General features: G+C 51.5%; 12 protein-coding genes, 1 rRNA gene and 1 other annotated feature. All 13 genes read left to right on the top strand.

Annotated elements, in window-relative coordinates; translation table 11 throughout:
- Positions 1–33: 33 nt before the first annotated feature.
- The 13 genes from rrf to JJU47_RS04015 all read left to right on the top strand — a co-directional run bounded on the left by rrf (position 34) and on the right by JJU47_RS04015 (position 12,741).
- A 5S ribosomal RNA gene (gene rrf / locus JJU47_RS04075) occupies positions 34–149 on the top strand.
- A 139-nt stretch (positions 150–288) separates the two neighbouring features.
- Positions 289–756: a CtsR family transcriptional regulator gene (locus tag JJU47_RS04070; protein WP_228616393.1), complete on the top strand. Its 468-nt coding sequence runs from the start codon at positions 289–291 to the stop codon at positions 754–756.
- Positions 757–948: 192 nt separating this feature from the next.
- On the top strand, positions 949–1,206 hold the full coding sequence (locus tag JJU47_RS04065) for a UvrB/UvrC motif-containing protein (RefSeq protein ID WP_228616391.1): 258 nt from the start codon (positions 949–951) through the stop codon (positions 1,204–1,206).
- Positions 1,206–2,249 (top strand): protein arginine kinase, encoded by a 1,044-nt coding sequence (locus JJU47_RS04060; protein ID WP_228616389.1) that lies wholly within the window; start codon positions 1,206–1,208, stop codon positions 2,247–2,249. Before JJU47_RS04065 ends, JJU47_RS04060 begins: the two co-directional genes overlap by 1 nt.
- 25 nt (positions 2,250–2,274) lie before the next feature.
- Entirely contained in the window at positions 2,275–4,710 is a 2,436-nt protein-coding gene (locus JJU47_RS04055) for an ATP-dependent Clp protease ATP-binding subunit (RefSeq protein ID WP_228616387.1), read from the top strand.
- A 54-nt stretch (positions 4,711–4,764) separates the two neighbouring features.
- Positions 4,765–6,141 carry a DNA repair protein RadA gene (gene radA / locus JJU47_RS04050; protein WP_228616385.1) on the top strand — a complete coding sequence of 459 codons (1,377 nt, stop codon included), beginning with the start codon at positions 4,765–4,767 and terminating at the stop codon, positions 6,139–6,141.
- A gap of 115 nt (positions 6,142–6,256) precedes the next feature.
- Positions 6,257–7,321, top strand: coding sequence for a PIN/TRAM domain-containing protein (locus JJU47_RS04045; protein WP_228616383.1), 1,065 nt, complete (start codon positions 6,257–6,259; stop codon positions 7,319–7,321).
- A 57-nt stretch (positions 7,322–7,378) separates the two neighbouring features.
- A complete protein-coding gene (gene ispD, locus JJU47_RS04040; protein WP_228616381.1) occupies positions 7,379–8,059 on the top strand; it encodes a 2-C-methyl-D-erythritol 4-phosphate cytidylyltransferase in 681 nt (226 codons plus the stop codon).
- Positions 8,056–8,529, top strand: coding sequence for a 2-C-methyl-D-erythritol 2,4-cyclodiphosphate synthase (gene ispF / locus JJU47_RS04035; protein ID WP_228616379.1), 474 nt, complete (start codon positions 8,056–8,058; stop codon positions 8,527–8,529). The genes ispD and ispF overlap by 4 nt, the downstream gene beginning before the upstream one ends.
- A gap of 48 nt (positions 8,530–8,577) precedes the next feature.
- Complete coding sequence (gltX, locus tag JJU47_RS04030) at positions 8,578–10,032, top strand: glutamate--tRNA ligase (RefSeq protein WP_228616376.1); 1,455 nt, start codon at positions 8,578–8,580, stop codon at positions 10,030–10,032.
- Positions 10,029–10,232 (top strand) — a binding site (T-box leader). (Overlaps the previous gene by 4 nt.)
- Positions 10,233–10,281: 49 nt before the next feature.
- Complete coding sequence (gene cysE / locus JJU47_RS04025) at positions 10,282–10,971, top strand: serine O-acetyltransferase (protein WP_228616374.1); 690 nt, start codon at positions 10,282–10,284, stop codon at positions 10,969–10,971.
- A complete protein-coding gene (gene cysS, locus JJU47_RS04020; RefSeq protein WP_228616372.1) occupies positions 10,940–12,337 on the top strand; it encodes a cysteine--tRNA ligase in 1,398 nt (465 codons plus the stop codon). The genes cysE and cysS overlap by 32 nt, the downstream gene beginning before the upstream one ends.
- On the top strand, positions 12,334–12,741 hold the full coding sequence (locus tag JJU47_RS04015; RefSeq protein ID WP_024372168.1) for a Mini-ribonuclease 3: 408 nt from the start codon (positions 12,334–12,336) through the stop codon (positions 12,739–12,741). The genes cysS and JJU47_RS04015 overlap by 4 nt, the downstream gene beginning before the upstream one ends.
- The last annotated feature ends 51 nt before the right edge of the window (positions 12,742–12,792 follow it).

The raw sequence follows: 12,792 nt of genomic DNA, 5'->3' as shown, positions 1-12,792 counted from the left end.
TCTTCAGTTTTCAGGGAACAAGCCCTGAATATGTCTGGTGGCGATAGCGAAGCGGCCACACCCGTTCCCATTCCGAACACGGAAGTTAAGCGCTTCAGCGCCGAAAGTAGTTGGGGGTCTCCCCCTGTGAGGATAGGACGTTGCCAGGCAACACGAGACGGTCAAGCACATGCTTGATCGTCTTTTTTCGTAGCGACGATGCATCGGCATCGTCGCTTTTCGTTTGCCTTTTTTTGAATCAATTATAGAATAAAGTAAAAAGTCAAAGATGGTCAGAGGGTGGTGGAGATGAGAAACATATCTGATGTGATCGAACAGTATTTGAAGCAAGTGCTGAAAGAAAGTCAGGCCGATACGATTGAAATCAAGAGGCAAGACATCGCGAAACGTTTTGAATGTGTCCCGTCTCAAATCAACTACGTCATCAATACACGATTCACGGTCGAAAAAGGGTATCTCGTAGAAAGCAAGCGAGGCGGAGGCGGCTATATTCGCATCCGTCGTGTCATTTTAAGTGAGAAACAAGATCTGTTAGCGAGTTTGATTGATTTCTTACACGAGCAGCCTCGACTGACAGAACAAGTGATTGAGAACATATTAGTCCGTTTATTCGAAGAGGGACTTTTAAACGAACGTGAGGTTCGATTGCTCTTTCATGTGCTATCAGACGAATCACTAGAACTACATGCGGATGACCGTCATTTGATTCGAAGACAGCAGTTGCTTGCATTGATGAAATTGCTAAGTTATCGCTGACGGAGGCAAGAAGACATGTTATGCGAACGATGTAAACGGCGACCCGCCGTCAATGAAATGGTGATTATGGAAGATGGTATCCCGGTCAAACGGAAATTATGCCGAAATTGCGCATTTGAAGTGATGACAGGTTACGTTCCTGTCGTAAAGCGGTGTCCGACATGTCAAATGACACAAAATGAGTTACACCAGTTGCGAAAAGCAGGGTGTGCCAATTGTTACACGGTATTTCGAGACGACTTGATCAAGATGACGCGTCAATATCAACAAGGACATGATCATCACGTCGGATCGATTCCAAATTTGTTGCGGACGCCGGACGAACGAATCGAAGAGCGACTCGTAAAGTTAGCAGGGGAGTTGGAACGAGCCGTCGAACAAGAAGATTATGAACGCGCAGCCCGCATCAAAAAAGAAATGATTCAATTGAAAGGGCAAGGTGAGGCGTGATGGAGACATTCCTCAAACATCCACTTGGTCCAAAGATGAACGAACGCGCGAAACTCGATGACCTCGTCATCTCGACTCGCATTCGGCTCGCTCGTAATCTAAAAGATACGGTCTTTTCTCCAGTGTTATCAAAAGAAGGGCAACGGCAACTATGTGAGCGAGTTGAAGCGTCGCTCGGAGGATTGCAAGGATTTGAATACTTGCGAATGTCTTCCTATGACTCGGTGACACGTCAAGCACTCGTCGAAAAGCATCTCATCAGTCCGACGATTGCAGAAAAAGACGACAGCGCCGTTTTCTTAAGTGAAGATGAAACGATCAGCGTCCTCATTAATGAAGAAGATCATTTACGGATACAGACACTCTTGCCTGGATTTCAAGTAACCGAGGCGTTCGAACTCGCAAAGCGTGTGGACGAACTGTGTGAAGAGTCACTTCCTTATGCGTTCGATGACACGCTAGGTTACTTGACAACATGTCCTAGTAACATCGGAACCGGACTCCGCGCCTCGGTCATGTTACACTTGCCGGGATTGACACTGACAGGACGAATAACTCCTATATTAAAAGAACTTCGCAAACTCGGCTACACGATTCGCGGACGTTATGGAGAAGGCAGTGATGCTGCCGGGCGATTGTTTCAATTATCCAACCAGCGAACGCTCGGCAGCCATGAGTCGCAACTCTTGTCAGACTTTATAGAAATCACGGAACAAGTCATTCAGGCGGAGCGTCAAGCCCGCGAATATGTGCTTGCGAACAACCAAGATGAGCTTGAAGATCAATTTTATCGTTCCTATGGTATTTTGCGTTACGCTAAATTATTGTCGTCGACTGAGGCGATTGAACGCCTGTCGGATCTCCATTTGGCAAGTGACCTCGGACTGTTGTCCGATTGGAGTCCACCTCAATTTCATGATTTGATTGTCCGCATGCAATCAGGTTTCCTACAAAAACATTTCGGGAAAACATTATCTACGAAAGAACGAGATCGGGAACGAGCGACGCTCGTTCGTCGAACGTTAGATCAAGGCTTAGTTTGATTCAACTCTTAAGGAGGTTTTGTCAATGATGTTTGGTCGATTTACAGAACGAGCTCAGCGCGTATTAGCTTTAGCCCAAGAGGAAGCAGTACGGCTTGGCCATCATAATATTGGTACGGAACACATTTTACTCGGATTGATTCGTGAAGGAGAAGGGATTGCAGCTAAAGCGCTGTTTGCCCTCGGAATGACATCTGAGAAGATTCAGCAAGAAGTCGAGGCGTTGATTGGACGCGGGTCTGAGAATGGCTCAACGATTCATTATACGCCGCGCGCGAAAAAAGTGATCGAACTATCGATGGATGAAGCCCGTAAACTCGGTCATTCATATGTCGGTACCGAACACATCTTGCTCGGTTTGATTCGTGAAGGGGAAGGCGTCGCTGCCCGTGTCATGAACAACCTCGGCATCAGCTTGACGAAAGCCCGTCAACAAGTCTTGCAGTTGCTGGGCAACACAGAATCATCGTCTAACGCCTCACAGCCGGGTACAAGTGCTGCGACACCTACACTCGACGGCTTGGCCCGCGACTTGACGCAACAAGCCCGTGAGTCACGTCTCGATCCGGTCATCGGACGTGCAGGGGAGATTCAACGTGTCATTGAAGTGTTGTCACGCCGGACGAAAAACAACCCGGTCTTGATTGGAGAGCCGGGTGTCGGTAAGACGGCAGTCGTCGAAGGACTCGCTCAACAAATCATTAACAATGAGGTACCCGAGACACTTCGCAATAAACGCGTCATGGTTCTTGATATGGGGACGCTCGTCGCCGGTACGAAATATCGCGGTGAGTTCGAAGACCGTTTGAAAAAAGTCATGGACGAGATTCGTCAAGCCGGTAACGTCATCCTCTTCATCGATGAGTTGCATACATTGATCGGTGCCGGTGGGGCCGAAGGAGCGATTGACGCCTCGAACATCTTAAAACCGTCACTCGCTCGTGGCGAGTTGCAATGTATCGGAGCGACGACGCTTGATGAATACCGCAAATATATCGAAAAAGACGCAGCACTCGAACGTCGCTTCCAACCGATCCAAGTGAACGAACCGACAGCGGAAGAGGCTGAACAAATTCTCCTCGGTCTGCGTGATCGCTATGAGGCCCATCACCGCGTGACGATCACGGATGAGGCGGTTCATGAGGCGGTCGTTCTATCTGACCGTTACATTTCGGACCGCTTCCTTCCGGATAAAGCGATTGACCTCGTCGATGAGGCGGCTTCGAAAGTACGTCTTCGTTCATTCACAGCACCTCCGAACTTGAAAGAGCTCGAAGCACGACTCGAGTCGATTCGAAAAGAGAAAGATTCGGCCGTCCAGAGCCAAGAGTTCGAAAAAGCTGCTTCTCTTCGTGATACAGAACAGAAAGTTCGTGAAGAACTCGAGCATCTCAAGTCCGAATGGCAAAACAAGCAAGGGAACGAAAAGCTCGAAGTGACGAAAGACGATATCGCTCAAGTTGTCGCTAGTTGGACGGGTGTTCCGGTCACAAAAATCGCTGAAGAAGAGACAGATCGTCTCCTCAAGCTTGAAGCGATTCTTCACAACCGTGTCATCGGTCAAGACGAGGCGGTCAAGTCGATTTCACGAGCGATCCGTCGCGCCCGTGCCGGGTTGAAAGACCCGAAACGACCGATTGGTTCATTTGTTTTCCTCGGCCCGACCGGAGTTGGTAAAACAGAACTTGCCCGTGCTGTTGCTGAGGCGTTGTTCGGTGATGAAGATGCAATCATCCGGATCGATATGTCCGAGTACATGGAGAAACATGCGACGAGCCGACTCGTCGGCTCGCCTCCAGGATACGTCGGATACGAGGAAGGCGGTCAGTTGACGGAGAAAGTTCGTCGTAAGCCGTATTCGGTCATCTTGCTCGACGAGATCGAGAAGGCGCACCCTGAAGTGTTCAACATCTTGCTTCAAGTGCTCGATGACGGCCGTTTGACAGACTCGAAAGGACGCACCGTCGACTTCCGAAACACGGTCATCATTATGACTTCTAACGTCGGTGCTGCCGCACTTAAACGTAACAAATATGTTGGTTTCACCGTCGAAGATGATGTGAAACGGGAATATACAGAAATGAAGGATAAAGTAATGGAAGAGCTGAAAAAAGCGTTCCGACCTGAATTCCTTAACCGGATTGATGAGATCACGGTATTCCACTCGCTCCAAAAAGAGCACATCCAAGAAATCGTCAAGCTCATGGCTGAGACGCTCACGAAACGGCTCGGGGAACAAGGTATTGATTTCACGTTAACCGAATCAGCGCTTGAGAAGATTGCCGAAGTCGGCTATGACCCTGAGTACGGGGCTCGCCCGCTCCGCCGGGCGCTCCAACGCGAGGTGGAAGATCGCCTCTCAGAATCGATGCTTAGCGGTATCATCGCAAAAGGAAGTAAAGTCGCCCTCGATGTGCAAGACGGGGAATTCGTCGTCCGAAACGAAGGGGTCGTTCAATAATCCGCAGCCCCCTCTCTCCTATGAGGGGGCTTTTTTAAACAGAAAGGAACGCATATGGCTAAACTTAAAACGAAATATGTATGTCAATCTTGTGGCTATGAATCCGCCAAATGGATGGGGCGTTGCCCAGGGTGTAACGAATGGAACACGCTCGTGGAAGAGTTCGTCGAAGAGAAGAAGGCGAAGCGAGGGGCTGCGTTCGTCCATAGTTCATCGAGGCAGTTGAAACCGGAACGTCTCGCGGACGTCGTCTCGCAAGAAGAGACGCGCGTCCATACGAACAGTCAAGAGTTCGACCGTGTGCTTGGAGGCGGGATCGTTCCTGGCTCGCTCGTCCTTGTCGGAGGCGACCCGGGAATCGGGAAGTCGACGATTTTGCTCCAAGTGAGCGCACACTTGGCCCATAGCGGCCGAAAAGTGCTCTACATTTCAGGTGAGGAATCGCTCAAACAGACGAAGCTTCGTGCTGAACGGCTTGGCTTACCGACGCAGGATTTATATGTGCTCGCCGAGACCGACATGTTGATGATTGAGCGAGTCATTGATGAAGAAAAACCTGGATTCGTCATTATCGACTCGATTCAAACGGTCTATATGGACGAGATCCAGTCGGCGCCGGGCAGTGTCGCCCAAGTACGGGAATGTACCGCGGCGTTGATGAAGATCGCCAAGACACGGGGCGTCGCTGTCTTTATCGTCGGACATGTGACGAAACAAGGGTCGATTGCCGGCCCGCGTTTGCTCGAACACATGGTTGATGCCGTCCTTTACTTTGAAGGTGAACGTCATCATACGTTCCGGATTTTACGGGCTGTCAAAAACCGGTTCGGGTCGACGAATGAGATTGGCATCTTTGAGATGAAAGAGAGCGGGCTCGAGGAAGTGCTCAACCCTTCGGAAATCTTTTTAGAAGAACGGACAGCCGGCGTATCGGGTTCGACGGTGGTTGCCTCGATGGAAGGGACGAGGACGGTGCTCGTCGAACTGCAAGCGCTCATCTCCCCGACCTCATTCGGAAACCCGCGGCGGATGGCGACGGGGATTGACCAAAACCGCGTCGCGTTGCTCATGGCCGTTCTCGAAAAACGTTCGGGACTGTTGCTTCAAACGCAAGACGCCTATTTAAAAGCAGCCGGCGGTGTCAAACTAGATGAACCGGCGATCGACTTGGCGATTTGCGTTTCCATTGCTTCGAGTTTCCGGGACCGACCGACCCGACCGACCGATGTTTGTATCGGGGAAGTCGGTTTGACCGGTGAAGTCCGCCGTGTCTCACGAATCGAGCAGCGTGTCGCCGAAGCGGCCAAGCTCGGATTCACACGAGCCATCATCCCGAAAAACAATCTCGGGGGCTGGACGGCCCCATCCGGGATCGACGTCGTTGGAGTCAGCACTGTCGATGAGGCGCTTCAGCTCACCATCCCGTTCTAACGGGCGCCTCCGGCAGTTTTTAACGCTTTGTAACGAACGCTTTCAAAAAAACCGTGTTACAATGAAAGTGTTATTTTTTTGAAATTTAAATTCAAAAGAAAAGGAGGTGGAATGAGTGAAGATTGCAGTGCGAATCGGATTTATTTTGATCGGACTCGTCGTTGGATGGTTCGGGATTATTGAAGCGATGTTTCTTCTCGGAGACCTCGGTGTGAACGTACCCGCATGGTTGACGATTCCATACGTAGCTAGTTTGATTGGTGGACTTATCTTCTTCATTCTCAGTTTATTCTTAACCGATGGGGTCGTGAAATTTATCCGTTTTGTTGAAGAACGTCTAGTCCGGTTGCCGGTCGGGGATATTTTATTTGGCTCTATCGGATTGATCATCGGTCTATTGATCGCCTTTTTGATCAGCGTCTCGCTCGAAGTTACGAACATATTCTTGCTTAGTAAAATCGTTCCAATTTTCGTGACCGCCTTGTTCGGCTATTTTGGATTTGCCGTCGGGTATCGTAAGCGGAACGAATGGATCAAGTTGTTCGTGAAAAGTGAGCGCGAGAAGCCTGCTGCAGAGCCGGTTCGTCGTTCAAACGATAAAATATTGGATACGAGCGTCATCATTGACGGCCGGATTGCCGATATTGCGAAGACAGGGTTCATCGAAGGGACGCTCATCGTCCCGCAATTCGTCATCGGTGAGCTGCAATATATCGCTGACTCGTCGGATACGTTGAAGCGAAATCGTGGCCGTCGCGGTCTCGACATTTTAAAAGAGTTACAAGGCAACGACCGCATCGAAGTCGAAATTTATGATGGCGACTTTGAAGATGTGGCGGAAGTCGACATCAAGTTGATCAAACTGGCTGAACTTAAGAACGGCATCGTCGTCACGAACGACTACAACTTGAACAAAGTGTGTGAAGTCCGGAACGTCCCGGTCTTGAACATCAACGACTTAGCCAACTCGGTGAAACAAATTGTCATCCCGGGAGAAGAGATGGTCGTTACGGTCATTAAAGAAGGAAAAGAACAAAATCAAGGAGTCGCCTACCTCGAAGACGGGACGATGGTCGTCGTCGAAGGGGGACGCAAACTCATCTCGAAGACGTTACCGGTCGTCGTGACGAGTGTACTTCAGACCTCGGCAGGTCGAATGATTTTTGCTCGTCCTGAATAACTGTGAAAAAAGAGATGCGTTCGCGCTCTCTTTTTTCACGAAGAGAGGTGAATCAACATGGTACGTTATTCAGTCGTCATGCCGGCTGCCGGACAAGGCAAACGGATGGGTGCGAATGAAAACAAATTGAGGCTGGCACTTCGCGGGAAACCGATCATCGTCTGGACGGTCGAGGCGTTCGCCCGTGACCCATGGTGCTACAAGATCGTATTGGCGATTCGTCCGGAAGAAGCGCAATGGTTCAAATCGGTGCTCGGTCATATTACGACGCCTATCGCGTATGTGACGGGCGGGAAAGAACGGCAAGAAAGTGTACGGGCAGGGCTGCACGCCGTCGACGCAGATGGGGTCGTGTTGATCCATGACGGGGCTCGGCCGTTCGTGCGCCTCAGTCAGTTGCATGAAGTGGCAGAAGCGGCTCAGACGACCGGGGCCATTTTGGCCGTCCCAGTGAAAGACACCGTTAAACAAGTGGCGGCCGGAACGATTCAACAAACCGTTCCCCGCGAGACGCTCTGGTTGGCGCAAACACCGCAAGCGTTTCCGGTGGCTGAGATTCGGGCGATTCACGACCAAGCGAAAACCGCTCACGTCGTCGGTACCGATGATGCGAGCCTGTTCGAATGGGCCGGTAAAGAAGTGACGGTCATCCAAGGAAACTATCACAACATTAAAATGACGACGCCTGAAGATTTATTGTTTGGCGAAGCGATCTTGACGAAGGAGGACTATCGATGAGAATCGGACAAGGATTTGATGTGCATGCGTTCGCCGAAGGGCGGCCGCTCATTTTAGGGGGAATTGAGATCCCGCATGACCGTGGTTTGCTCGGTCACTCCGATGCGGACGTGTTGCTACACACGATTGCCGATGCGGCACTCGGGGCCATCGCGGCAGGAGACATCGGAAAACACTTCCCGGATACCGACCCGGCGTTCAAGGACGCAGATTCTAAAGTGTTGCTTCAGCACGTCTGGCAACTCGTGAAAGCGGAAGGGTACGTGCTCGGGAACGTCGATGCGACGGTCATGGCCCAGCGGCCCAAGCTTCGTCCTTATATCGACGACATGCGAGCGGTCATCGCTGAGCTACTCGAGGCTGACATCAGTCAAGTGAACGTCAAAGCGACGACGACTGAAAAGCTCGGGTTCACAGGACGTGAAGAAGGAATTGCCGCCCAGGCGGTCATCCTGCTCAACCGCGCTTGACAAAAGTGGTATACTATTTGGGCAGAAGAGAAGAAAGGTGGAAATAGTATGAGTGAAGTGCGTGTACGCTATGCGCCAAGTCCGACGGGTCACCTTCATATCGGGAACGCCCGGACCGCGCTATTCAATTATTTATATGCTCGCCACGCCGGCGGGAAGATGATCTTACGAATCGAGGACACCGACCAAAAGCGGAACGTCGAAAACGGCGTTGAAAGCCAGATGAAATATCTCGAATGGCTCGGGATCGATTGGGACGAAGGTCCAGGTCGCGGTGGCGACTACGGTCCATACTTCCAAATGGAGCGACTTGACCTCTACAACAAGCATGTGAACGAGTTGATGGAGAAAGGCCTTGCTTATAAATGCTACATGACGTCTGAAGAGTTGGAAGCTGAACGCGAAGCCCAAATCGCTCGCGGTGAAGCTCCACGCTACTCGGGCGCGCATCGTGATTTGAGCGAGGACGAACAGGCAGCGTTCGAAGCAGAAGGCCGCAAACCGTCGATCCGCATCCGTGTGCCTGAAGGCGTCACGTACAAATGGACAGATGTCGTCAAAGGTGACGTCTCATTCGAATCGAAAGACTTCGGAGACTGGGTCATCGTCAAGCAGGACGGGATCCCGACATATAACTTTGCCGTCGTCGTCGACGATCATTTGATGAAAATCAGCCACGTGTTACGTGGAGACGACCATATCGCCAATACACCGAAGCAAATGATGGTGTACGATGCGCTCGGATGGGAGTATCCGGCGTTTGGTCATATGACACTCATCTATAACGAAAACCATAAGAAGTTGTCGAAGCGCGATGAGTCGATCATCCAGTTCATTGAACAGTACGCTGACCTCGGTTACCTTCCGGGTGCCTTGTTCAACTTCATCTCACTTCTCGGCTGGTCTCCGGTCGGAGAAGAAGAAATCTTCACGAAAGAACAGTTCATCGAGATGTTCGACGCCGGTCGTCTCTCGAAGAGCCCGGCTGTCTTCGACCAACAAAAGCTCGCGTGGATCAACAGCGTCTACATGAAGCATGCTTCGCTTGACGAAGTGGTGGCACTCAGTTTACCATTCTTACAAGAAGCGGGACGTTTACCAGAGGCGTTGTCTATGGAAGAAGCCGACTGGGCTACGGCGCTCATCGCTCTTTATAAGGAACAGATGACACACGGTGCTGAAATCGTGGCGTTGACAGACTTGTTCTTTAAAGATGAAGTCGAGTACGACGAAGAAGCGAACGCGGTCCTTGCTGGGGAAAGCGTACCGAGCGTCCTCGCCGAGTTCAAGACGCAACTCGAGGCCATCGAAGATTTCACACCTGAAGCAGTCAAAGCGGCGACGAAAGCCACGCAAAAAGCGACAGGTCAAAAAGGGAAGAACTTGTTCATGCCGATCCGTGTCGCGACGACAGGGCAGACGCACGGGCCAGAGCTTCCAAATGCAATCGCATTGATTGGCAAAGAGCGTGTATTGGCACGTCTCTCAACTTTATTAGCTTAAAGGCAATGATGAGGAAAGTAAGCGGATTGACACTTTACAGAGATTAGAACCTAGGCTGGAAGTTCTAGAAGCGTCCCCCGTCGAAGTGCACCTCGGAGCCGTTCCGGCGATACGTAGTCGGGACCGCGACTCGGCGTTAACGAGACTTGAGAGGGGAACTTTCCCAAACAGAGTGGAACCGCGCTTACGGCGTCTCTGTGCCTTGGCACAGGGGCGTCTTTGTTTTTGATATGGAAAAGGAGAACAATTATGGGATTTTGGAAAAGTGTACGAGCAGATATCCGGAACGTGCTCGAGCTCGATCCGGCTGCCCGCTCGAAAGCAGAGGTCATCTTGACGTATCCGGGCCTGCATGCGCTTTGGGCGCATCGGATTGCGCACGGGCTCTGGGCACGTGACGTCAAACTATTGGCGAAATTGATTGCTCAAACGAGCCGTTGGGTGACCGGAATCGAGATTCATCCGGGTGCGGTCATCGGCGAAGGCCTGTTTATCGACCACGGGTTCGGCATCGTCATCGGTGAAACGGCGATTATCGGCAACAATGTCACGATTTATCAAGGGGTGACGTTAGGCGGAACTGGTAAAGAGAAGGGCAAGCGTCACCCGACGATCGGAAATGACGTGTTGATCTCGGCTGGGGCGAAAGTGCTCGGAAACATCACGATTGGCGATTGCGTCAAAATCGGGGCGAGCTCCGTCGTCTTAAAAGACGTCCCGTCCGATTCGACCGTCGTCGGGATTCCAGGAAGGGTCGTCATTCGCAATGGAGAGCGGGTCAAACAACACGACCTCGATCATCGTTTCCCGGATCCGGATCGTGAATGCCAGGAACGGTTAGAGAACGCGGTAGCCGATCTTCAACGAAAGCTAGCTTCACTTGAGAAACGGATGGAGGAGAAGACACATGATTCAGTTTTACAACAGCCTCACGAATAAGAAAGAACCGTTCGTTCCAATCGTGCCGGGGAAAGTATCGATGTACGTGTGCGGACCGACCGTCTACAACTACATCCACGTCGGGAACGCCCGTCCGGCAATCGCATTTGACACGGTCCGTCGCTATTTGACATACCGAGGCTATGACGTGAAGTACGTTTTAAACTTCACGGACGTCGACGATAAAATCATTCGAGCGGCGAACGAGCTCGGGGAAGATGTCACGACGTTGACGAACCGTTATATCGAGGCATATTTGGCCGATACGGGTGCGCTCAACGTCCAACCGGCGGATGTGCATCCGCGCGTCACCGACACGATGGAAGACATCATCGACTTCATCCAGAACTTAGAGACGGAAGGTTACGCTTACGCCTCGGAAGGTGACGTCTACTTCCGGACACGTAAGTTCGAAGAGTACGGCAAATTGAGTCAACAGTCGATTGAAGATTTACGGGCCGGATCGCGTGTCGACGTCGGCGAGAAGAAAGAAGACCCGCTCGACTTCGTCTTGTGGAAAGCCGCGAAGCCAGGAGAGCCAGCGTGGGAGAGTCCGTGGGGTCAAGGGCGTCCGGGTTGGCATATCGAATGTTCCGCCATGGCGAAGAAGCACCTCGGGAAGACGATCGACATTCACGCAGGCGGGCACGACCTCAAATTCCCGCACCATGAGAATGAGATTGCCCAATCAGAAGCATGCAACCATACGAAGTTTGCCAACTACTGGCTTCATAACGGGTTCATCAACATTGAGAACGAAAAGATGTCGAAGTCACTCGGGAACTTCTTGCTCGTCCATGAAGCGTTGAAAGAAGTCGATGCGATGGTGCTCCGCTTCTTCATGTTGTCGGTCCATTATCGCCACCCAATCAACTACAGCCGTGAGCTGATCAGCCAAGCCGCGAACGGATGGGACCGCATTAAAGAAGCGTACCATAACGTCGAGTACCGGTTGTCGGTGACGGTCGGGCTAGAAGAGCCGAGCGAGGCGATGGAACGGAAGTTGACCGGCATCAAGTCGGCGTTCATCGAAGCGATGGATGATGATATCAATACGGCGAACGCCGTCACCGTGCTATTCGACTTGGCGAAAGAAGCCAATATTTATGCGAAGGCAGACCACGTCTCGAAAACAACGCTCCAACATGTGATTGCCTTGTTCGATGAGTTGACGGGCGTTCTCGGTTTGACGCTCTCGGAAGAAAAAGGATTACTCGACGCGGAAATCGATCAATTGATTCAAGAGCGGAACACAGCCCGGGCCGAACGCAACTTCGCGCGGGCCGATGAGATTCGTGACATGTTGAAACAACAGAACATTCAGCTCGAGGATACGGCGCAAGGTGTGCGGTGGAAACGCGTATGAGTTTGAACCCGTCCCAACTGAACGCCCTCGCCCTTGCGTATATGGGCGATGTCGTCTATGAGATGGCGGTTCGGAAACGGCTGCTCGAACGCGGTTTGACAAGACCGAACGATTTGCATCGCGGGGCCGTCCGATATGTGAACGCCTCCGCCCAGGCGGGAGTCGTCACCCATTGGCTCGAGACGGGCATCCTGTCGGAAGAAGAACAGGCGGTCGTTCGTCGTGGGCGAAACGCCAAATCGGGGTCGATCCCGAAGCGGACTGACGTCCACACGTATCGTTATTCGACCGCGTTTGAGGCATTGATTGGTTACACATACCTTACAGAAAGAAGGGATCGTCTTGAAGAACTCATCGAACAAGCGTTCATATGGCTCGAAACCGAGCAACCCGAAACGACATGACGGAGGACGAGCGAACGAAAAACGTTCGTTCGACCGTCCAAGAAATGACCG

It is taken from the genome of Exiguobacterium sp. (genome assembly GCF_020832205.1).
GTDB lineage: Bacteria > Bacillota > Bacilli > Exiguobacteriales > Exiguobacteriaceae > Exiguobacterium.
The sequence above is the reverse complement of the archived record's forward strand: the minus strand, read 5'-3'. Positions and strand labels throughout refer to the sequence as shown.

Coding starts and splice junctions, on each gene's coding strand:
- JJU47_RS04070 (WP_228616393.1), top strand. CDS start 289: ATGAGAAACATATCTGATGTGATCGAACAGTATTTGAAGCAAGTGCTG.
- JJU47_RS04060 (WP_228616389.1), top strand. CDS start 1,206: ATGGAGACATTCCTCAAACATCCACTTGGTCCAAAGATGAACGAACGC.
- JJU47_RS04055 (WP_228616387.1), top strand. CDS start 2,275: ATGATGTTTGGTCGATTTACAGAACGAGCTCAGCGCGTATTAGCTTTA.
- radA (WP_228616385.1), top strand. CDS start 4,765: ATGGCTAAACTTAAAACGAAATATGTATGTCAATCTTGTGGCTATGAA.
- ispD (WP_228616381.1), top strand. CDS start 7,379: ATGGTACGTTATTCAGTCGTCATGCCGGCTGCCGGACAAGGCAAACGG.
- ispF (WP_228616379.1), top strand. CDS start 8,056: ATGAGAATCGGACAAGGATTTGATGTGCATGCGTTCGCCGAAGGGCGG.
- gltX (WP_228616376.1), top strand. CDS start 8,578: ATGAGTGAAGTGCGTGTACGCTATGCGCCAAGTCCGACGGGTCACCTT.
- cysE (WP_228616374.1), top strand. CDS start 10,282: ATGGGATTTTGGAAAAGTGTACGAGCAGATATCCGGAACGTGCTCGAG.
- cysS (WP_228616372.1), top strand. CDS start 10,940: ATGATTCAGTTTTACAACAGCCTCACGAATAAGAAAGAACCGTTCGTT.
- JJU47_RS04015 (WP_024372168.1), top strand. CDS start 12,334: ATGAGTTTGAACCCGTCCCAACTGAACGCCCTCGCCCTTGCGTATATG.